This window comes from Vibrio viridaestus (assembly GCF_003856525.1).
Taxonomy (GTDB): Bacteria; Pseudomonadota; Gammaproteobacteria; order Enterobacterales; family Vibrionaceae; genus Vibrio; species Vibrio viridaestus.
Genome location: NZ_RJVQ01000005.1, coordinates 224,902 through 247,680, shown reverse-complemented (window position 1 = coordinate 247,680; position 22,779 = coordinate 224,902). Strand labels below are relative to the sequence as shown.

15 protein-coding genes are annotated in these 22,779 nt (G+C 41.3%); 7 read left to right on the top strand and 8 right to left on the bottom strand.

Translation table 11 applies throughout. The features are described 5' to 3' along the window. Positions 1-40 precede the first annotated feature (40 nt). The 4 genes from EES38_RS13420 to EES38_RS13405 form a co-directional block, all read right to left on the bottom strand. A complete protein-coding gene (locus tag EES38_RS13420) occupies positions 41-3,160 on the bottom strand; it encodes a DUF748 domain-containing protein (protein WP_124937720.1) in 3,120 nt (1,039 codons plus the stop codon). Between the two features lie 126 nt (positions 3,161-3,286). After that, positions 3,287-4,801, bottom strand: coding sequence for a DHA2 family efflux MFS transporter permease subunit (locus EES38_RS13415; RefSeq protein WP_124937719.1), 1,515 nt, complete (start codon positions 4,799-4,801; stop codon positions 3,287-3,289). A gap of 18 nt (positions 4,802-4,819) precedes the next feature. After that, the gene (locus EES38_RS13410; protein ID WP_124937718.1) at positions 4,820-5,890 is read right to left on the bottom strand and encodes an HlyD family secretion protein; all 1,071 of its coding nucleotides are present in this window, start codon (positions 5,888-5,890) and stop codon (positions 4,820-4,822) included. Between the two features lies 1 nt (position 5,891). Continuing rightward, positions 5,892-6,320 carry a MarR family winged helix-turn-helix transcriptional regulator gene (locus tag EES38_RS13405; protein ID WP_124937717.1) on the bottom strand — a complete coding sequence of 143 codons (429 nt, stop codon included), beginning with the start codon at positions 6,318-6,320 and terminating at the stop codon, positions 5,892-5,894. Positions 6,321-6,502: 182 nt separating this feature from the next. Here EES38_RS13405 and EES38_RS13400 point away from each other — a divergent pair, with 182 nt between their 5' ends. Continuing rightward, on the top strand, positions 6,503-8,866 hold the full coding sequence (locus EES38_RS13400) for a fatty acid cis/trans isomerase (RefSeq protein ID WP_124937716.1): 2,364 nt from the start codon (positions 6,503-6,505) through the stop codon (positions 8,864-8,866). 48 nt (positions 8,867-8,914) lie between these two features. On the opposite strand, the gene cowN is transcribed toward EES38_RS13400, so the two are convergent. Next, positions 8,915-9,208: a N(2)-fixation sustaining protein CowN gene (cowN, locus tag EES38_RS13395; protein WP_166434267.1), complete on the bottom strand. Its 294-nt coding sequence runs from the start codon at positions 9,206-9,208 to the stop codon at positions 8,915-8,917. 83 nt (positions 9,209-9,291) lie between these two features. Continuing rightward, entirely contained in the window at positions 9,292-9,915 is a 624-nt protein-coding gene (locus EES38_RS13390; RefSeq protein ID WP_124937714.1) for a Crp/Fnr family transcriptional regulator, read from the bottom strand. A 327-nt stretch (positions 9,916-10,242) separates the two neighbouring features. On the opposite strand from EES38_RS13390, the gene amt reads away from it, so the two are divergent. Further along, positions 10,243-13,311, top strand: a complete 3,069-nt coding sequence (gene amt, locus EES38_RS13385; protein ID WP_124937713.1) for an ammonium transporter — start codon at positions 10,243-10,245, stop codon at positions 13,309-13,311. A 74-nt stretch (positions 13,312-13,385) separates the two neighbouring features. Continuing rightward, positions 13,386-14,048 (top strand): glutathione S-transferase family protein, encoded by a 663-nt coding sequence (locus tag EES38_RS13380; RefSeq protein ID WP_124937712.1) that lies wholly within the window; start codon positions 13,386-13,388, stop codon positions 14,046-14,048. Positions 14,049-14,098: 50 nt separating this feature from the next. On the opposite strand, the gene iolB is transcribed toward EES38_RS13380, so the two are convergent. After that, positions 14,099-14,926 (bottom strand): 5-deoxy-glucuronate isomerase, encoded by an 828-nt coding sequence (iolB, locus tag EES38_RS13375; RefSeq protein ID WP_124937711.1) that lies wholly within the window; start codon positions 14,924-14,926, stop codon positions 14,099-14,101. 316 nt (positions 14,927-15,242) lie between these two features. On the opposite strand from iolB, the gene iolD reads away from it, so the two are divergent. The 3 genes from iolD to EES38_RS13360 all read left to right on the top strand — a co-directional run bounded on the left by iolD (position 15,243) and on the right by EES38_RS13360 (position 20,384). Beyond that, positions 15,243-17,171, top strand: a complete 1,929-nt coding sequence (iolD, locus tag EES38_RS13370) for a 3D-(3,5/4)-trihydroxycyclohexane-1,2-dione acylhydrolase (decyclizing) (protein WP_124937710.1) — start codon at positions 15,243-15,245, stop codon at positions 17,169-17,171. 315 nt (positions 17,172-17,486) lie between these two features. Continuing rightward, positions 17,487-19,397, top strand: coding sequence for a bifunctional 5-dehydro-2-deoxygluconokinase/5-dehydro-2-deoxyphosphogluconate aldolase (locus tag EES38_RS13365; RefSeq protein ID WP_124937709.1), 1,911 nt, complete (start codon positions 17,487-17,489; stop codon positions 19,395-19,397). A 228-nt stretch (positions 19,398-19,625) separates the two neighbouring features. Continuing rightward, positions 19,626-20,384, top strand: coding sequence for a sulfite exporter TauE/SafE family protein (locus EES38_RS13360; RefSeq protein ID WP_124937708.1), 759 nt, complete (start codon positions 19,626-19,628; stop codon positions 20,382-20,384). A gap of 12 nt (positions 20,385-20,396) precedes the next feature. On the opposite strand, the gene EES38_RS13355 is transcribed toward EES38_RS13360, so the two are convergent. Beyond that, on the bottom strand, positions 20,397-21,425 hold the full coding sequence (locus tag EES38_RS13355; RefSeq protein WP_124937707.1) for a LacI family DNA-binding transcriptional regulator: 1,029 nt from the start codon (positions 21,423-21,425) through the stop codon (positions 20,397-20,399). 370 nt (positions 21,426-21,795) lie between these two features. Between EES38_RS13355 and EES38_RS13350 the strand changes: the two genes are divergently transcribed. Then, positions 21,796-22,734, top strand: coding sequence for a sugar phosphate isomerase/epimerase family protein (locus EES38_RS13350; RefSeq protein ID WP_124937706.1), 939 nt, complete (start codon positions 21,796-21,798; stop codon positions 22,732-22,734). The last annotated feature ends 45 nt before the right edge of the window (positions 22,735-22,779 follow it).

Sequence of the window (22,779 nt, the reverse complement as noted above, 5' to 3'; positions counted from 1 at the left end):
TCCTTGCGGAGCCTAATCAATTAATGTGAACCGTTCTAGATCAGTTGTCCAACTCGATACTGACTTCACTTTTATCAGTATCTTCTGTTGGACGGCTATTCACCAAGAATATGCGCTGCGGATCAATTCCTTTTGTATTTACAAGGTAGTTTTTAACTTCCGAGGCTCTTTGATGAGCTAACGAGCCTAGACTTTGTAATGGGACATCGACTGCGTTAACAATTTGGTTGTACATCGTAATGTGCAGTCTTTTTTCCACGTCTTCGCTGCTAATTTCTTTGTCTGGCATATCCCGTGTTAGTTTTTGTTCGATGGAATCTCTTAACTCAGATAAGTCGTCAGCAACTTTATTCTCATAAAGTGTTTCCAGAGCATCGATTATGTCACCTTCAGTGGGGAGTTGACTTGCCGTCAATGTTTGAGGAAGCGCTTCATCACCCATCAGTTTCTGCAGCTCATTTTTAACTTCTGTTTCAGCGAGTGCTTGAGCATCTTGTGTCTGAGAAACATATCCAGCGATACTCAATTTGAGTTTAGGCCGCTGCTGTAATGCTTTGAACAGTTGATCCAGTCGATTCTGTTCTTCAGTCGATAAGGCAGAGGAGCCAGGAGCAAATTTGATAATATTTAAATCTTCATCGCTGCCGATTAAGTTCGCGAGTAATGAGAACGGTGCCGTGACCGCTTTGACAATGATATTTTTCACTGCAGTGAGTATGACACTACCGATACCAAAGCTTGGGTCATTTACATTTCCCGATACATTAACACCCAGATCGATGACACCATTTCTATCTTGCAGAAGTGCTATGGCAAGTTTGACTGGTAAGCTAGTCGCCACCTTAGAGTTACTTGGTTCCCCCAGTTTTAGCTGATCAATATAAACATGATTTGAGCCATTAAGCTGATTGTTTTGCAAAAGATATTTTAAGGTTAATGACATCTGACCTTTATCAATATAATAACCAGCATAAGTCCCGGAATAAGGGTTAATCGAAGTTAGCTCTGCACCCTTAACGTCGAGTGTAAGATCGAGAAAAGGTGAAGCAAGTAAAGGATTGATATCGCCTTTGATCGTGATTGGCGCATATTGGTCTATTTTCCCTTTCAGATTTACGTTGGCCGTTGTTTCAGCGCTTGAGGTTAACTTATCTATTTGACCATTAATGCTGTTTATACCCGAAGAAAAGTTAGGGGTAAGAGACAGATCGGAGAAGTAGGCGGAACCATTTTTCACCAGTACTTTGTGTACCGCAATTTTAAGGCTGCTCTGAGCCTCTTTTGTCGTTTCAGATTGGGCCGTTTTTGTCTCTTTAGCTGAGGCTTTTGTACTTGAGTTAGTTTTGGTCGCTTTTTGTTCCTTAGTATTAAGAATATCGTTGATATTGGTATTACGATTCTTATCAATCAACACTTTTGCATAAGGCTTATTGAAGGTTACGGTACCAATATTCAGTGTATTTCCTTTTTGGTCATATGAAAGACTATCAATATTCATATCAGCCCAGGTCAGGAATGGCTGATTCTCAAGCTTATCATTAATATGTAAGGACTCGATACCTAGGTCGCCTTGGTAGATCAATTGTGTTGCATCAAATGAGGTTGATAGCTTCCCTTTAGTTGAGAATAGCCCTTTTTTAAGGTCAATATTCACGTAGGGAGAAATATAAGGCTGGAGATCACTTAGGTCGATGTTTGAAATAGCAATATTACTTGATACATTCTGCTCTTGGATATTGACGTTACCATCACTGGTTATTGTACCAACGGTATTTTTGCTCCCCTGATTTACATTGTCATACAATCCAACTGATAGGGTGTAATCTAGAGGTTTTTGGAAGTCACTTTGGATATGATTCACCTGGACATTAATTGGATCCAGAGACCATTTAACATTATTTGCGATTGCGTTATCAGTCAATGAAACTTTGCTGTTGCTCAGTTTGAATGTGGCTAGTTTTATCAACCAAATATCGTCGTCACCTTTTGTTCCAATTGTGTTCTGCTCAGTCTGACTTTTAGCAGATTGACTTTTTGCCGTAGTGTTAGAAGTAACTTTGCTTTTGGGCTCACGATAAAGTGATGCTAGGTCAACACCGTTTTTGTTCAAGTTTCCATAGACCTGCAGTTTATCCAACACTAAAGACGCGATAGAAACCTGCTTTTCTTCTAAATTCATCGATACTTTATTGATGTCAAAAGTATCAAGGTAGATTGCTGGTGCATTATTAGCTGACTTCAATGTTAACTGTTTTACACTTAGCTCACCGCTGTTGGTGGTGATATTAATATTCTCGTTGTGTTCAACAACGTTAAACTTGCTTGAAACAGACAGTATACCCTTGGTGAGCTTACCGTTAACGTAGTCTTTTATGTACGGCCAAACGTTGGTCAAATCAAACTGATTGAATGCAAACTTACCATTTATGTCTAAAGGATATAGCTGAAACGCGCCGTTAATCGTCAACAATTTATTGTCGGAACCACCTAGTGCCAGACTAAAATCATTGTGGCTACCGCTCTGATCTGACCGGGCTTCTTGGGTTCCGATATTGATGTTGTCCACTGCTAAATCGAGGTTAGGGTAGTTGAAATCGACATTCTTATTTTTATCTGAATATGAAATTTCACCATCAACTAACTGGATACTGTGCGCAATAAATGCAAAGGGCTCTGACGTTTGTGATTCTGGTTGTTTAGGCTCTTCAGCACTATTTTGGGCGATATGATCCACAATATCTTGAAAGCTAAAGCGTGTATTACCCTGGCTATCAATATTTGAAGAGACATTAACGACAGGTTGTTTTAATACTGCATAGTCGAGTGTTGGTGTGAGTGTAAAAACACTTTTCCAAAACAGTGGTTCTATCTGGAACTGTTCAAAAGAAATAAAGGTAGACTTTCCGTCTTGCGAAAGAATATTGAATTTGTTTAACGTTCCTCTAAGTAAGAAGGGGTTAATTCGGACTTCACCAATAGAGACGTTTCTACCCGTTATTTTATTAAGCTGCTGCGGGATTTGCTTCTGAGCGATCTGAGGAACTAACACGCCAACAATCAGAAGAAACAGGGTGTATGTGGAGAGCAGATAGGTTAATACTCGTATTAGTTTGGGTAGTGCTTTAAATCGCGCATACCCATTTTTTATTATTGGAATCATCAGAATTCTCGAAAGCCATATGCATTGGATTTGTTAGAGTAAATTATTGAATAAATTCGTGAAGAGATAAAGAGCAAATAAAAAGCCAGATCTCATAAAAGAGTCTGGCTTTTTATAATAAAGCAATTATTGGTTAGGTTTTCTAAGTAAGAAGAGTAGTGGAAACATGAAAATACAAATCCACATCATAAAGCGGAAATCCTGAAGATAGGCGAGTATTGTCGCTTGCTCCGTGACCAGGTTATTTACCGTTACAAGCCCAGAGGTTGTTTGAGTTGTCAGAGCCCCGGACGATGACGCTTGAACCAAACCTTCATTAAATGGTGAAATGTAAGTGGCGAAGCTGGCATGGTTTATCTGTATTCGTTGCGATAAATATGTGGTGACAACGGATATACCGATACTGCTGCCGATACTCCTAACTAAGCTATAAAGAGCGGTTCCCTCATTACGAAATTCTTTTGCTAGCGTAGAGAATGTCAATGTTGATAGGGGCACGAAAACCAGCCCCAAGCCCAGTCCTTGGATAACGCCAGTTCTGATAATGTCGTAGTTTGTTATGTCGACTGAAAAATGGGTCATATCCCAGAGAGAGTACGTCATACAAATCAGTCCGATGGTAATCAGGTGTCTTAAGTCGACCTTATTTGCTAATTTACCAACCAGCATCATTCCAGCCATGGTTCCTAATCCTCTTGGACTCATCACGATACCAACATCCAATACAGGGTACCCCATTAAATTCTGTAGATAAGGTGGTAGTAGCGACATTGTGGCGAGCAAAATAATCCCAACCATAAAAATAAAGACTAAACCGATGACAAAATTTTTATCTTTAAATATTGTTGGGTTTAAAAATGGCTGTTTTGCTGTAAGGCTATGAGTAATAAACATATAAAGTGAAACAGCAGCAAGACAAGCCTCGATAACGACCTCAACACTATTAAACCAATTCTGCGATTCACCTCTATCCAGAAGCATTTGTAGGCTACCGATTGCTATTGCGAGTAAGGTAAAACCAAAAATATCGAATCGTCGATTCTTATCGATAGGCGTTTCGGAGACATAATTAGCAATACCGAGCCAGGCAAGAATGCCGAAAGGTAAGTTGATATAAAAAACCCAGCGCCAACTGTAGTATTCGGTTAACCATCCTCCGAGAGAGGGACCCAATACAGGTCCAACCATAACACCGACGCCCCACAGTGCCATGGCTGAACCATGCTGCTCTGTAGGATAGGTATCAAGGAGTATTGACTGAGACAAAGGTACCAAACTTGCGCCAAAGATCCCCTGAAGTAAACGAAATATGATGATCTGATCCAGCGATTGAGCCATACCACATAATACTGAGGTTACGGTAAAACCCACAATGGAGTACAGAAATAGCTTTTTCCGGCCGATTCGCGCAGAGAGCAGTCCTGTTAATGGCATAGCAATGGCTGACGCGACAATGTAAGAAGTAAGGACCCAAGATATTTGATCCTGAGTGGCACTCATTGCGCCTTCCATATGAGGCAAAGCAACGTTAGCGATCGTCGTGTCAAGTGCTTGCATGATAGTCGCAAGCATGATCGAGAACGTTATAAGTTTCTGCTTACTGCTATCGATATTGCTTGTAGGGGAGCTAATGCTACTCACTTAAACTTCCACCATCGATTAAAGAGATAACTGGCGTTTAAACCCAGTATCGATGGTGACAACCGCACTCAGTCCTGCTCTCAGTTCTGGCGCATCAGATTGACTTTGGAAGTGAATTCTTACTGGGATTCTCTGTGTGATTTTTACCCAGTTTCCGGTTGCATTCTGAGCGGGAATAATGGAAAACTCAGATCCTGTCGCAGGCGCAATACTGGTTACTGTTCCGTGCCATTCATGGTTTGGAGCATAGTCGATTTCGATGTCGACTGGTTGGCCTTGTTTTACATGCGTCATATCAGACTCAGTAAAGTTAGCTTCAATCCACATATTATGATCGGATACCAGCATCATCGAAGTACTGCCAGGTGAGACAAACTGACCAGTTTCAAGCACTTTAGTCACAATACCTGATGTTGGCGCGTAGATATTAACGTGTGTTAGGTCGTTTTGTGCCTGATTCAGTTCGGCTAACGCATTTTGATATTTAGGGTGCTGAGTAATAGGAGAATCAACCAGTCCAGTAAGGCTTTCCTTTATCTGTTGCAATTGCTTACCCAGCGCTTTTATCTGGAGAGCTTGAACTTCTGTTTTTTGCTGTGCAGCATCAAATTCAGCTTGGGAGATATATTTTCTTTTCAGCAGGTTTCTCTGGCGAAGCTCATCTTTATGTAGGTAGGATAGCTGGCTTTTTGCTACGGCAATTTCAGCTTTTTTACTTTCGTAGTTGGCTTGCATGGTGAGAAGATCTGTTTTTACGTCATTGAGGTTGGCTTTGGATTTCTCAACGGCTATCTCAAACGGTGTCTTATCAAGCGTAAAAAGCAACTGTCCTGACTTCACCGATTCATTTTCTTTTACACTGACAGACTTAACTCGTCCTGCAATTTCTGGGGCAATAGACGTAATGTCGGATTTAACGTAAGCATTATCAGTAGAAACATATCGACCACTATTTAAGTAGATGATTACGCCACCAGAGATAGCTAAAACGGGCAAAGCGAAAAGGAAAAAGTTTCGCTTTAATTTGCTCTTGGGCTTTTTAACAACAGAGGCGGATTGTTCTTGTGATGTCTGGTTTTCTACTGCCATGTTACTTCTCTTTATCTCTTAAATTCTTTTTAATCTGCTCTAAACTTGCTGTTAAACCCGTAATTTGCTGTGCACTCAAGCCTTCTAGCGCTTTGGCCCAGATGTCATCACTGACCAATTTGACTTTCTCCATAATTGATTCGGCTTTTGGCTCGATATAAAGAAGGTGAGCTCTACGGTCACTGGGATCTGGCTGGCGAGAAATCAACTCTTCTGCAACTAGAAAGTCGATTAATCGAACTACTGTCATTGGTGATAGGTCAAGGTAATCGGCCAGTTCAACTTGTTTGATTCCTTCATTGTGATAAATGCACGAAAGAACTTTAGCCTGAGAGAGCGTTAAGCAAGATAGTCTGGGATCTTCTTGAAATAATTTACGTATTTCTCGAATGATGTCCCACATTAGGTAGCCCAGAGTTGGTTTTGCCATAATTATATTGCCATTACATATATTATCTAATGCAGATAATAAGTAATGCTTACTAATTGTAAAGAGGATTTTGACCTAATTAGACAGAAAGATCCTACTTCGCTATCAAAAAGATCATAAGAATCACTGGAGCGGCGTGATAAAAGCTGTTTAACTTAGCGTGAGCAATGGTGGATGTATCTATGAAAATGAAAAAGTGGTTTGTCTTAAGTGTGTTATTTCTTTTTTCCGGGTGTTCTGTGTATGCCGCGTTTCACTATGACGATATTTATGGCAAGTCATCTGTGCGAGAACGAACTGTCGCACGCGATAGTGAAGCTGGGAAGTTTTTTGAACAAGAAGTTAAGCCTGTTTTAGATTCAAGGTGTGTCGTATGCCACGCTTGCTACGATGCCCCATGTCAATTGAAGTTCTCTTCGACTGAAGGTATCGACAGAGGCGCGACGAAGAAGAAAGTCTATGATGGAACAAGACTCGTTGCAGAGATGCCCACGCGACTTTTTGAAGATGCTCAGACGACCTCACAATGGCGAGCTGGGGGCTTTAGCCCTATTTTGAACGAAAGAAATCAATCGCCTGTGCCGAATATAGAAATGAGTGTGATGGCGCAGATGTTGATACAAAAGAAAGAGCATCCATTACCAGAGGAAAAAGTACTCGATGGATTCGATTTTTCGCTCAACCGTGACCAACAATGTCCCACAATCGAAGAATATCCGGCTTATAAAGCAAAATATCCCGACTGGGGGATGCCTTATGGGATGCCAAACCTGACCAAAGATGAACATGAAACGTTAATCTCATGGTTAAAGTCGGGAGCTCAAATGCCTGAGCATGAGCAGATAAGTGCTGCACTGCATGCTCAAATAGAGCGTTTTGAGCTGTTTTTAAACCAAAACTCATTAAAGAACAGACTCGCGGCGCGATATATCTATGAGCATCTTTTTCTGTCTCATCTCTATTTTGCGGATGTAACTCCAAAAGCCAGCCGTCCTGTCTTTTTTCAACTGATTCGATCCAAAACACCACCGGGTCAAAAAGTGGATCTCATCGCGACTCGCAGACCCTACGATAATCCGGGTGTTGAACGGGTGTATTACCGATTTATTCCCGTTGTGAGTACGATTGTCGATAAGACTCATATGCCATATGCCCTTGACAACAAGAAATTGAAAGATTGGCGAAAGTGGTTTGTGAATGCCGACTACCTTGTAGATAGTTTGCCTGGCTATAAAGTGGATGTTTCTGCAAACCCGATGACATCCTTTGCACAACTACCTGTACACAGCCGTTTCCGTTTTATGCTCGACAACGCGCAAAATACAATAATGTCCTTTATTAAAGGGCCCGTCTGTCGTGGTCAGTTAGCTTTAAACGTTATAAATGATCACTTCTGGGTGTTTTTTATCGACCCAGATAAATCCGATGTACCACAAGTTAACGAGTTTTATCAGTCTCAGCGCGATAATCTTCGACTACCGGCTGAAGATGAGAGTAATACACTTCCATTGACTAATTGGATTAAGTTTTCGGTCCAGCAGGCTAATTATCTAAAGGCCAAATCGAAATTCATCAATACACAGTTTGAAGGTGGTCGTTACATGACTACTGATTTGATTTGGGATGGTGACGGAGTGAATCCGAATGCTGCGCTGACAGTATACCGTCACTTTGATAGTGCTTCTGTTGTTCAGGGGTTGGTTGGTATGAAGCCAAAAACAGCTTGGATCATGGACTATGAGCTTCTCGAACGTATCCACTATCTGTTAGTCGCTGGGTTTGATGTATATGGTAATTTTGGTCACCAATTAATGACACGACTGTTTATGGATTTTATGCGTTTGGAAGGTGAAAGTAACTTCATGGCGCTATTGCCAAAAATTATGCGTCACGCAGAGCTTTCTAGTTGGTATCGCGACAAAGACTCAAACCTGAGTGATTTCTTATTGCGAAACGTTGAACCTTTCAATCAGCCAACGTCGGTAGAGTATCAAACTGATAATCCCAAAGCTGAGCTATACGATAAACTCAGAGCAAAATTAGCACCGGTATTATCGACACGTTTTGATATAGCGAATACCAACTTATCTGACGCAAACGAAAAACGGCTACAACAAATTAGTTTGGTTAGAGGTAAAAATATTTCTATGTTGCCGCAGATAATTACAATTCTGGTACGCAGTGAGTCAGGGCATGATGAACTGTTTACTTTACTGCACAACAACGCCCATAAGAATATTTCGAGTCTGTTTGATGAAGAAGATAGCAGGGACTATAGAAATGATACGCTTACTCTAGTGCATGGTGTGCTAGGCAGTTACCCGGCAGCATTTATTTCTCTGCAAGAGTCTGATGTTAGTGCATTTGTTAATATTATGCAGAACCTTAAATCTGAAGAGGATTATATCCATCTTCTCGATTTATATGGAGTCCGCAGAACTGACTCTCAATTTTGGTCGTTTAGTGACCGAGTTAACAAGTGGTATCGAGAAAATGATCCAGTCGAATATGGGTTACTTGATTACAATCGTTTTGAAAATCGCTAACACTGCTTAACCGTATCATGAATAAGCCAGACAATCGTCTGGCTTATTTTAAAAGCAATCTCGTTCTAATTCTTCGAGAATGTTCAGTCCTTCCTCATCTTCACAGTCTTCGAAAAGCTCACGTAAATAGTAGACATTACTATGTAAGAGAAACTGAGCATCGGTTTTAGGGCCTTGGCCATTTTTCATCGCAATCGCTTTCTGTTTAAAGTGCTGCCAGAATTTGTTGTCTTGTTTGAAGTTATCAATGAGTCCCAGTACTCTGTCCAACATCTCCTCTGTTTTCACTTCATCTGATATTGGGCTGTATTGAGATTGAGTTCTTACTATCGTGGTTTGCATAGTCATATCCTTATTCTTCGTTCCTGATATTACATACTCTATGAAAAGTTAAGCGATATGTCTGTCAGGTAGCTGACGTTCCATTAAAAAGCCGCTATTTTTTCCAATTCCTGATGATTGAGAATCTTCAATGATCCCCTCTCTACCCGTTCAACAATACTATCTCTATGTAATTCAGAAATTAGAGTTGAGAGTGTTTGTCGGCTTGTGCCAATAATTTGGGCAATTTGTTCGATACTCAAAGTCAACTGGATGACTTCCTGTTCTGCCCGGATTTGTCCCAATAAATAGCAAGCAAATCGGGCTTTCACATCTCTAAAAGCCAAATTTTCTATTGTATTGATACAGCCAGAGAGGGTTTCTGAAAGTACTCTTGTAACGGTAGTGATCAGTTCGGGCCTGTCATGGATCTGTCTCGAAAAAGACGGCAGGTCACAATGTTTTACTTCGACATCTTCCAGTGCTTCAACGAACGCGCGTGTGTGAGTGCAATAAATGTCTCCTGGATTGAGGATACTCAGAGTCAATACTTTATCGCCATAGCACAAATACACTTTGAGTCGCCCAGATTTAAGGAAAAATACGCTATTGTTTTGGTCACGAGGTGAGCTGAGAATAGCCCCTTTTTCCAGCTTCCTAGTTTTAAAGTGTGAAAAGTTCTCGTCCAGAGATGACAATTCTAATTCACCATGCTTACATAACTTCACGAGTTTTCCTCACTACATTGCTTATCAACAAGACTCTGCAGCAATTCGTGTACCATTTGTTTATAACGGTATCAGTACGTTTGGGATAGCTTAGAAACGTATTTTGTCAGCTTTACGACAATGAATTGCATCAACTCAGACAAAACTAATTTGAATTCACTAAAGAACTCCGCATATCAGCAGCTATAATCTCTGTAATATTTTTTAACATTTGTGAAACGTTTTTGTATCAAATATGATAAAAGTATGATATCGGTATAACTTTAAATATCAATATCAAGCGTATCTTATTGGAATAGCGATACTTTTGTACTTCAAGAGACTCTCATGGAAGAAAATTTTTGGCTGATTATTTCTGCCTTACTGGTATTTACGATGCAGGCCGGTTTTCTATGTTTGGAAAGCGGAAGGATTCGAAGTAAGAACAGTATCAACGTTGCTGCCAAGAACGTTGCGGACTTTATTATCGCTGTTGCTCTGTTCTGGGCGATAGGTTTTGCTGTCATGTTTGGTCAGAGCTTTCATGGTCTCATTGGCGTATCAGATTATGCCTTCGACGAATCTCACAGTACTTGGGTAATCAGTTTTTTTCTTTTTCAACTTATGTTCTGTGGAACAGCAACGACTATCATGTCTGGTGCTGTAGCGGAACGGATGAGCTTTAATGGTTATCTATGGAGCGCCTGTATCCTTAGTGCGGTTATCTACCCAGTTGTTGGTCACTGGGCTTGGGGCGGGTTAATAGATGACAATAATGCGGGCTGGCTTCAACGACTGGGATTTATTGATTTTGCTGGTTCAATGGTTGTTCATGGTGTAGGCGGTTGTGTTTCCCTTGTTGCCGTTCTCATTATTGGCCCCAGATTTCGGCGTTTTAGCCGCGAACGTCAAATGCCTCAGGGTAGTAACCTTCCGTTTTCTGCTCTTGGCGTCTTACTACTTTGGTTCGGGTGGTTCGGTTTTAACGGTGGTAGCTCACTTATATTTGATCAAAGCGTTCCTGTTGTTTTATTAAATACCTGCCTTGCTGCTGCTTTTGGTGGAATCATGACAGGCGCGATTAACTATGTTCAGCATAAATATATTGATGTCACCATGTTACTGAATGGTATTGTTGGTGGTCTAGTGGGTATAACGGCAGGTTGCTTTGCTGTGAGTGCAAGCAGTGCCGTTATTATTGGGGTTGTCGCTGGTATTATCGTTTATTACGGCGAGCTTTGGTTGCTCCATTTGAAAATCGATGACGCCATTGGTGTTATTCCAGCCCATTTATTTTGTGGCATCTGGGGCGTCCTGTCTGTCGGATTGTTAGGTGATCTCTCAATCATGGATACGGGATTATCTCGCATACACCAAGTTCTAGTACAAATTTTGGGCATTTTAGTCATTTGTGGGTGGTGTTTTGCTGTTGGATATGTGTGTTTGAGATTGGTAAATCGTTTCATTCCTTTACGTGTTTCGCTAAAAGACGAAAAAATTGGAATGAACGTTTCAGAACACCATTCTGCAACAGAGCTACTGGATCTGCTTGTTTCTATGCAAGCGCAGCAGAAAGAAGGGGATTTTTCTCAGCCTGTACCGGAAGAACCTTTCACAGAAGTCGGAATTATCGCGCAGCAATATAACCAAGTGATAAAGCGTGTTAACACTGAGATTGAGGCTCGAGACTCTGCGATAGAACAGTATCAGTCGAGTGAGCAACGCAAAAGTGCGATTTTAGACTCATCAATGGATTGCATTGTGACAATTGATGAGATGGGGACCATTTTAGAGTTTAACCCATCCGCTGAAAGGGCATTCGATTGGGCTCGAACTTTAATTCAGGGTAAAAGTTTTATTGAATATCTGGTTCCAAAGTCACAGCAATACCATGTATTAAAGAGTCTTCACCATCGATTCTCTATGCATGATGGACTCTTACTCAATCGAAGAAATAATCTTACTATGAAGCGGAAAGGGGATTCTGAGTTCCCCGCTGAAGTTTCGATTACCTATTCTAAATCGCTCTCGGGAAATCGCGGAGAGTACGTTCTGAATATCAGAGATGTGACCCGACATAAAAAACTCCAAGCTAAGTTACGTCAGCTCGCTTATAGTGATTCTTTAACCGGCCTCTATAACAGAACTTATCTTATTGATTGTATTGATAAGGCCCTTAAGCAGTTTCTGGTTGGCGAAGAAAGTATCGTGGTGTTTTTTCTTGACTTGGACAAGTTTAAACGGATCAACGACACCATGGGCCATAAAGCGGGTGATGGATTGCTTTGTGAAGTCGCCAGCCGTCTAACGACTGTAACCAGAGAGTCAGACGTGATTACACGATGGGGTGGGGACGAATTTATTATCCTGATGCGTGGGCGTATCACTCATGAACTTGCCCGGCAAAAGGCAGAAGAAATCCTGAGTATCATGCGCAGCCCGGTCGATTTGGATGGTTATCTTGTTAATATCCCGACGAGTATTGGTATTGCGATAACCAAGACTCAGGGAATCTCCGCTGATAAATTAATTCAGTGTGCTGATATTGCAATGTATGACGCTAAAGTCAAAGGGCGTGATAACTACCAATTTTTTGAAGAAAGCATGGCTTTGGCTACAACTCAGCGTTACACATACGAACACGACTTACGAGAAGACCTTTGGACAGATAAAGTCTTTTTACTTTATCAGCCAAAAGTGATGCAGGATGGCACTATTATTGGAATGGAAGCGCTTTGTCGATGGAACCATCGGGAAGAAGGTATGGTTTCGCCAGCGCAATTTATCCCCATTGCTGAAGAGTCAAACCTGATTATAGAGCTTGGTGAACGAGTTATTGATAGCGCATGTAAACAGATTCGCCAATGGAAAAATGATGCAATACCGGTTGTACCTATATCAATTAATATCTCAGGAAAGCAGCTAACTTCCTCAGGATTCATTCATTATCTTCAGAGCAAACTAGAGGAAACTGATGTTGATGGACGGTTGCTCGAAATTGAAATCACAGAGAGCGTACTCGTTTCGGATATCGAGCGTTGTATATCTGCCATGTCATCGATTCGTGCTTTAGGTATGAGAATATCGATAGATGATTTTGGCACGGGCTATTCTTCGCTTAACTACCTTAAGCGCTTACCGATTGACGTGTTAAAAATAGATAAGTCCTTCGTCAACGAGTGTGATGTGTTGATGGAAGATGGGAAGATCTGTTCAACCATAATTAGTCTCGCTCACAATTTGGATCTCGAAACGGTAGCAGAAGGCGTTGAAACGCAGAGTCAATTGATGTTTTTGAGCGAAAATGGTTGTGAATATTTCCAGGGGTATTTATTTCATCGACCGTTATCGACAGAAGAATTAACGCCACTGCTAAAGAAAATAAAACTGCCTCACAGTTTTGAAGAAAGTTTCTAAAATAGTCCTTTCAAAGATGTTTCGCTACTTGGAAGGGATTAGGATACAACAACAAAAAGAGCTAGGAAAAGGTCATGGAACTTTACATTGGAAACAAAAACTATTCGACTTGGTCACTTAGGGCCTGGATGGTAATGCGTTTTTTTAATCTAGACTTTAAAGAAAAACCGTTATCTCTGGATACTCCTCAGTTTTATGAAGAACTTAAACTTGTCTGTCCAAGTATGAAAGTTCCGTGTCTTGTTGATGATGACCTGACAGTTTGGGATTCTCTGGCGATATGTGAATACATCAATGATAAATACTTATCAGGAAAAGCGTGGCCGGGAGATTTAGCGCGAAGAGCACAAGCTCGCGCAATTGCCGCTGAAATGCACTCAGGGTTCATGGCCTTAAGAGCGGCAATGCCAATGAATATTCGTGCTGAACGCAGGGTAGATGTCTCTGAATCTGTAAGGAAAGATATTTTACGTATCGAAGATATCTTTGCAGAAAGAATGCGTACGAATAATCAGGAGATTAACGATGGTTGGTTATTTGGTGATTTCTCGATTGCTGACGCGATGTTTATACCCGTTGTCCTTCGATTTAAAACATATCGGGTGATTCTTGAAGATGATGCCCAGAAATATGTTGATTTTGTTTTAAATTCACCGGTACTGGCAGAGTGGGTAGAACATGCGTTATCTGAAACAGACATTGTTGAAGCAGATGAGGCAGGAGAGCCCATTTTTTAACGAAAATAAAAAAGCTGCCAATGGCAGCTTTTTCTTAACAACGTCGTGAATTATTCACCGTGTTTGTTTTTATATACTTCGCTATTAACCCAGTTATGGTCTTCTTCCCACGTAAATAGCCATTTTCTTGTTGGCCCTGCCATTACGTTTAGGTAATAGTTATCGTAACCAGCCATTGTTGCTACTGGGTGGTAACCTTTAGGCGCTTTAACAACGTCTTTGTTATAAACGGCATTAGTTTCGTCTAGAGAACGGTCGTCTGTGTAGACGCGTTGTAGACAGAAGCCTTGGCTAGGGTTCAGACGGTGGTAGTAAGTTTCTTCAAGATAGGTTTCATTTGGCTCATTATCTGTGTCGTGTTTGTGACTAGGATAAGAACTTGTACAACCTTCATCAGTAAACACTTCCACTACAAGTAGACTGTCTGCTTCAGCTGAATCAGGAAGAATGTTTTGAACGTAACGTTTGTTATTACCGAAACCACGTTTTTCTGAGCCAACATCATCAGGACCGATTAGACGAGTTGGATAAGTACCTTTACCTGGCGCTTGACATACTGCTAGCTCAAGGGCTGTTGTCGCTTTAACAGTGAAGCCTTCACCTTTGGTCACATAAACAGAATAGGGTTTTTTGCGCTCGAACGGATCCATACGGTCGCCGATGTCTTCAAAAGTGCAAGAATCAGTCGTAATCGTAGCTCTACCACCAACAAGAACCAGACAAAACTCGTTGTCTGACGCAGGCATACTAATTGATTGACCTTCAGTTAGCTCATAAGCTTGGAAGCCTACATAGCCCCATCCAGCGTTCTCTGGAGTGATTTTTTGAGTACAGTAATTTTCGTCTGGAGCGTGGTACTTGGAGAGTAATTTTGACATTTTCTAACCTCAATCTTGCTTGCTTAATGCAAATACGTAGGGAACATCCTCAATCGGATTATAAATTCCATCAAGAATGATTTTATGAAATTTTTGTTTCAATTTAAATAGGTTTTTAATCTCGTTTTGTTATTGGTTAGTGTTTTACACAATAATATGCTCACAATTTTAACGTGATCACAAAAGAAGTTTTTATTTCAAAATTTGATTGAAATGAAAATTATATTCCATATAGTTGCATTATGTTTAGGACATATCCGGCTCTATGAGCTTACTGGGTGCTACCAATTTTAGGTATTTCGGAGTGAGAGTGGTTATGAACACCATAAGAATGACAGTAGGACAAGCGTTAGTTAAATTTTTGAATCAACAGTACATCGAAGTCGATGGTGTAGAACAAAAATTTGTACAGGGCGTATATACAATATTTGGCCATGGTAACGTTGTTGGTCTGGGACAAGCTTTAGAAGAAGATCCAGGCGATTTGACCGTACACCAAGGTTGTAATGAACAAGGCATGGGCCATATTGCGATGGGTTTTGCTAAACAAAACAAACGCAAAAAAATCTACGCTGTAACTTCTTCAGTTGGTCCTGGTGCCGCTAACTTAGTTACTTCAGCTGCTTGTGCTACTGCAAACCGTATTCCGGTTTTATATTTACCTGGTGACACATTTGCTACTCGCCAGCCAGATCCAGTGTTGCAACAGATGGAACAATACCACGATGGTTCGTTAACTACTAACGATGCGTTTAGACCTGTGTCACGTTTCTGGGATCGCGTTAGCCGTCCAGAACAGTTGATGACTGCAATGATTAACGCATTCCGTGTATTGACTGATCCTGCAGATACTGGTGCAGTAACCGTTTGTCTTCCACAAGACGTTCAAGGCGAAGCATATGACTTCCCTGAATACTTCTTCCAGAAGCGCGTTCACAGATTTGAGCGTCGTATCCCAACAGAAGGTATGTTGAAAGACGCAGTGGCTCTTATCAGCCGCAAGAAAAAACCTCTTCTCGTATGTGGTGGTGGTGTTCGCTATTCTGAAGCTCACGCAGCATTTAAAGAGTTTGCTGAAGAATTTAACATTCCATTCGGTGAGACTCAGGCAGGGAAAAGTGCTATCCCATTCGATCATCCATTAAATATCGGTGGTATGGGTACGACTGGTAACTGGGGTGCGAACCTAATCGCGAAAGAAGCAGACCTAATCATCGGTGTTGGTACTCGCTTTACTGACTTTACAACAGCATCTAAATCTCTATTTGGTGCGGAGGACGTTCTTACTATCAACGTTGCAGAGTTTGACGCAATGAAGATGGACGCAACTTCAATTGTTGCTGATGCAAGAGTTGGATTGAACGCCCTGAAAGAAGCGCTGAAAGCAACAGGTTATAAAACTGCTTACACAGATGAAATTGCTGAAGCTAAGAAAATCTGGAACGACGAAATGGATCGTTTATACAACATTCGTTTCGGTGATGGATTTGTGCCAGAGATTGAAGGTCACTTCGAAGACTCATTAGCTGAATACCGCGAAACATTGGGTACTGAGCTATGCCAAACAACTGTACTTGGCATCATGGATAAACATTTTGACGATGATGCAATTGTTGTTGGTGCTGCTGGTTCTCTACCTGGTGATCTACAACGTATGTGGCGTCCAAAAGTACAAGATACTTACCATCTTGAATATGGTTACTCTTGTATGGGTTATGAAATTAACGCTGCTGTGGGCGCTAAAGTGGCTTGTCCTAACCAAGAAGTTTACTCAATGGTTGGTGACGGTTCATTCATGATGCTTCACTCTGAAATCCAGACTGCTATTCAGGAAGGAATCAAAATCAACGTTATGTTGTTTGATAACGCAGCATTCGGCTGTATCAACAACCTGCAAATGGGTAATGGTATTCCAAGCTTTGGTACTGAGAACCGTGCTCGCGACCCTAAAACTGGCAAGATGACTGGTCCACTAGTCATGGTTGACTTCGCTAAGGTCGCTGAAGGCTATGGTTGTAAAACTTACTCAGTAACTACTGAGGAAGAATTAGCAGCAGCAATTGAAGACTCTAAGAAACAAACAGTTAGTACGCTAATTGACATAAAAGTACTGCCTAAAACTATGACTAAAGATTATGAGTCATACTGGCGTGTGGGTACTGCTCAAGTAGCGAAACGCAAGGAAGTAGTAGAAGCGGCTGAGTTCCACGCACACGTGGTTCGTGATATTGCTCGCCAATACTAATTGAACCCCCAATATAATTAAAATTATAGCTTTACTAGTATTTGGCCTCGCTCTCGGGTTGTCGTTTCCCGTGCGAGGCTTTTTTGCATAAATAAATGTTTTTTAACATTATTTTTTGTTTCAGCACTAAAATTCCATTTAGATCACAATACGGAATAAACATTGTCTTTTTGCTTGAATTTGAAACGTATATTTCGTATAAAGTCATTATTGAAATGATTAGTGCAGGGCTATAATTTTCTGCATCTATAATCGCAATACAGATGAACAAAATCATGTTATCGACATTAGGCTGTAGCCGCCGAGGAGCGAAAAGTGAATAGCAAGAAAAAATTTGATGTAATTTGTATGGGACGAGTAGCGATTGACTTATATGGTCAACAAGTTGGTTCTCGTCTAGAAGACATGACTTCTTTCAATAAGTACCTAGGTGGTTCTTCAGGTAACGTAGCATACGGAACCGCGGTACAAGGTCTTAAATCATCTATGCTTGCGAGAGTAGGTGATGAACATAATGGCCGTTTCTTAAAAGAAGAACTAGAACGCGTAGGTTGTGACACTAGCTTCCTTATCAAAGATAGCGAACGCCTTACAGCTCTAGTAATCCTAGGTATTAAAGATGAAGATACTTTCCCTCTAATCTTCTACCGTGATAACTGTGCTGATATGGCAATCTCCAAAGATGACTTTACTGAAGAATATATTGCTTCAGCACGTTGTCTTGCTATCACAGGTACTCACCTATCTAACCCTAAAACTCGTGAAGCAGTTTTGACTGCACTTAAATACGCACGTCGTAACGGTGTTAAAACGGCACTAGATATTGACTACCGTCCTGTTCTTTGGGGCCTAACTGGTCTAGGTGATGGCGAAACTCGTTTCATTGAGTCTGATAAAGTAACTGAAGATCTACAAGAAGTTCTTGGATTGTTTGATGTAATCGTTGGTACTGAAGAAGAGTTCCACATCTCTGGTGGTTCTACTGACACAGTTCAAGCGCTTAAAAACGTTCGTAAAGTATCTGATGCAACATTTGTTTGTAAACGTGGTGCACTAGGTTGTTCTGTATATCCAGAAGCCATTCCAGAAACATTGGACGAAGGTCTAACCATTACTGGTGTACGTGTAGACGTTCTTAACGTTCTAGGCGCTGGCGATGCATTTATGTCTGGTCTTCTACGTGGTTACCTAAACGACGAAGGTTGGGAAAAAGCGTGTGCATACGCTAACGCATGTGGTGCACTAGTTGTATCTCGTCACGGCTGTGCTCCTGCAATGCCAACTAAAGTTGAACTAGACAACTATCTAGCTCGCGCAGAATCGGTTCCTCGTCCAGACTTAGATACTGAACTGAATCACTTACACCGTGTTACTACTCGTAAAGTAGGTCCATGGGATGACCTATGCATCATGGCGTATGACCACCGTGCACAATTCGTTGAAATGTGCGAAGCGGCAGGTGCTGATGTTGCGAAAATCAAACCTCTGAAAAAACTGATTCTTCAAGCTCACTACGAAGTTGAACAAGAAGCAGGTCTTCAAGGTAAATGCGGTCTTCTATGTGATAGCACATTTGGTCAAGACGTTCTTAACGACGTTACAGGTAAAGGCTGGTGGATTGGTCGTCCAATCGAAATGCCAAGCTCACGTCCTCTTCGTCTAGAGCACGGTAATATCGGTTCTCAACTAATTGATTGGCCATCAGAGCACATCATCAAGTGTCTGTGCTTCTACAATCCAGAAGATGAAGAAGCTATTCGTACAGAGCAAGAAGAACTTCTAACAGAAGTATATCAAGCTGCTTGCAAATCTGGTCACGAATTGTTGCTTGAAATCATCCTTCCAAAAGGTGTGGATTCAGATGGCGGCCGTCTATACGTTGAATCTCTAAAACGCTTGTACTCTCTAGGTATCAAACCAGACTGGTGGAAACTACCTTCTCAAGAGAAAGCAACTTGGGCTGAAGTTACTGAAGTTGTAACTGAAAACGACCCATACTGTCGCGGTGTTGTTCTTCTAGGTCTTGATGCACCACAAGAAGAGCTACAACGTGGTTTCGACAACGCAGCAGGTCAGAGCATCGTTAAAGGCTTCGCTGTTGGTCGTACTCTATTTGGTGAGCCTTCTCGCCAATGGTTAGCGGGTAAAGTTGATGATCGTCAGTTCATCGACCAAATCAAAGCTAACTACCATAACTTAATTGGCCTATGGCGTAACCGTGGGTAATTAAGAATGGGGGAGGATATAGGCTAACCCCCTATATCCCCTCCACAGAACCTGGTCTTCAAGTTCTGGAAATTAATTAGGGTTTTGTTTCGTTGTTTCATTGTTTTAAAGTTCCTTTTGTTTGGATACTTGGCTACAGATGCTGACCTACAATTAGGTTGACCCCCGATCTGTCTTTGTCGAGTTTTAGCACCCTGTCCCGGGTGCTTTTTTTTTAAGGGCGTCGTTATGATTGTTACTGATATTTGGTTTTACGTTGCTGCAATACCTGCGGTAATCATATTCGGGATCGGTAAGGGTGGACTTGGTGGTGCTTTGGGTATTATTTCTGTCCCGCTAATGGCTTTGACGATTGCACCGATTCAGGCAGCCGCAATATTGCTGCCAATATTGTGTATTATGGACGTACTGGCGATTAAGCAGCATTATCGAAATGCGGACTATTCGTTACTTAGAAAACTGTTACCAAGCGCAATAGTCGGTGTAGCAATCGCAGGAGTCGTGATGCAGACACTTCCTGAAAAAGAATTCAAAATATTGATTGGTGCCTTGTCGATCATCTTCTTCCTTCAGCACGTATTCGAAAAAATAACCCACAGGGACGAGATGAAAAAAGAGCAGGGAAGGTTCTCTGGTGCCTTCTGGAGCTTATTAAGTGGATTTTCTAGTACGGCTATCCATGCTGGCGGTGGTCCATTAAGTATTTATCTTTTGCCTTTAAGATTGGAGAAGGTGACCCTAATAGCGTCTATGGCGGTATTTTTTGGTGTTGTGAATTTTTTCAAACTCATTCCCTATTTTCTTGCAGGGGAGTTTGATGCTAAAAATCTGTTAACGTCGCTAGTTCTTATCCCATTTGCCCCAATTGGTGTGAAATTAGGTGTCTGGCTCTTATACCGTGTGAGTCAGGAAAAGATATACGCATTATGCTACCTTTTCCTTTTGTTGTCAGGCTTGAAGCTCGTATACGATGGTGTCATGGTATGATAACTGTTGGTTCTATTTTTTGTTCAGAGGGATTCTTAGATGAGAATGTCTCAGAATAAATTCACTTGGCATCAGTAAAGTTTTCGGTTGATTTTGATTTGGTTTTAAGCGTTTAATTGATTCTCGCACCAAAGGCTTAAGTTGTTGGCGACACGTTGTCAGGTTATAACTTGGTGAACCTGCCAAATCAATATCATCAAAGCCTACAACGGCGATACTACGATCGACATTGTTGTACCTAAGAGCATCTATTACACCAATAGCAAGAATATCGCTTTCACAGAAAATGGCCTCGACTCTATCTTCTGGCTTCGTAGAAGCTAGGTAGTTATTCATAAACTCATAAGCAACTTTACGGCTAAAGTGTTTCATTTCGTAGCGATCTTCAAGCTTTAGTCCATGCTCATGAAGCATCGAAACCATACCATCACAACGCATAAGTCCGGTCGACTTTTTACTTGGGCCAGCCATGTAAGCAATGCGTTTGTACCCCAGAGAGACAAAGAGGCTTCCCACATCTCTTCCCGCGGAATAGCCATCAGTACTCACGGCCTGGACACTAGGGATATCACTATTTCGATAAAGAGAGATAAGAGGAATATGTTGAACATTCTTCTCAATAATTTCCTGTGGAAGCTCAGTACCGAGGAAAATAATTCCATCGACTTGAAACTGATCTACGAGCGAAAGAGCATTGTTATAGTCAGTTGCAGTGTTGACATTTAGGACCAAAGAAATGAGGCCTTTCATCTGTAGTTGAGACGATAGTTCATCAAAAACGGCAAGCACATTTGGTGTGTCTAATTCGGCAACAAGAACACCTATCATGTTGGTCTTCTTTTTGGTCAAACTACGTGCCAAAAGGTTAGGTTTGTAGCCTAAAGTATCGGCAGCTTCAAGTACTCGCTTTAAACTTGTCTCGGAGATTGAGGCCCCTTTGGTAAACGCTCGAGAGACTGTCCACTTCGACACACCAGCTAATTCTGCGACTTCTTTTGCGGTGACTTTTTGTTTTGTGACTGTAGTTAAATTTTCTTTCATGAGTATCGTATTTGCGTTGACAGTTTCTTAGTATGTGGAGCATTATAGCGTCTGTCGAGAGCAAGAGCATTTAGATTATTTTAAATACATGATTGACTCGATTTTTTTTAAAATCCAATTTGCACTCGGTTGCAATTTTTTTGCAAAAAGATGCAACCGAGTGCAATGTGAAGTGAAAGTCACAACTTCGCTGCGCTACAGACTCGTGATGATATAAAGTTCATTAGTTCATCTGCCCATGAAGTAATTGACTATTGTTTGTGCTCTTAAGCACTGGCGACTAATCACTATTGATAACGTAGCAGTGAAAGTAATTAAAAAAATTAGTTACCAATAACGACGTTACTACAAAAATATAAGGATAGAACACATGAAACTAGCAATTTGTACTGATGTATATGCAGATCTTTCTTTCCCAGCAATGTTGGACAAAGTAAAGTCACTAGGTTTAGATGCAGTTGAAATGACTGCTGGTGGTTGGGGTGCTCGTAAGCACGTTAACACTCAAGAATTGCTAACAGATGAAACCAAGCTACAAGAATTCCAAGCTGAACTAGAAAAACGTGGTATGCGTATTTCAGCTTTAAACACTTCTTGTAACCCAACTTGGCCATCTGCTACAGGCGAAGAATACGCTAAAAGCATGTACGACTGTGCGACTCTTGCTGGCAAACTTGGCGTGAAAAAACTTGTTGCTATGGCTGGTCTACCTGCTGGTTCTCCAGAAGATACAACTCCTAACTGGATCACTTCTACCGTTTCTTGGCCTGCGTTCATGGCACCTGCATATGAATACCAATGGGAAGTAACAATCAAATTCTGGAAAGAGTTTGCTGATCACTGTAAAAAATGTGGTGTTGAGCAAATTGCTATTGAAGAATTCCCAGGCACAATGGTTTGGAGTGCATCGACTCTTCTAAAACTAAGAGAAGCAGTTGGTCCTATGATTGGTATTAACCTAGACCCATCTCACATGATGATTCTTGGTGCAGACCCAATTGCAGCAGCGCGTGCTCTTAAAGGTTGTATCTTCCATGTTCACGGTAAAGATGCTCGTATCGAACGTGGTCTTGCTGATGTTGATGGTCTTCTAGAACCTCGCCCAGTTGAAGAAAGCGCGGATCGTACATGGAACTATGTAGCTGTTGGTTGTGGTAAAGATCTTCAGTGGTGGAAAGAGTTCTTCTCAGTTGTACATATGATGGGTTACAACGGTGACGTTTCTCTAGAAATGGAAGACCTTACAATGACAGTTGAAGCTGGTGTTGAAACATCTATTGATGCTCTTAAAGCAACTATCAGCCAATAATTCTTAGTTAAGAATATAAGGAAAGGCTGGCCAATAATGGTCAGC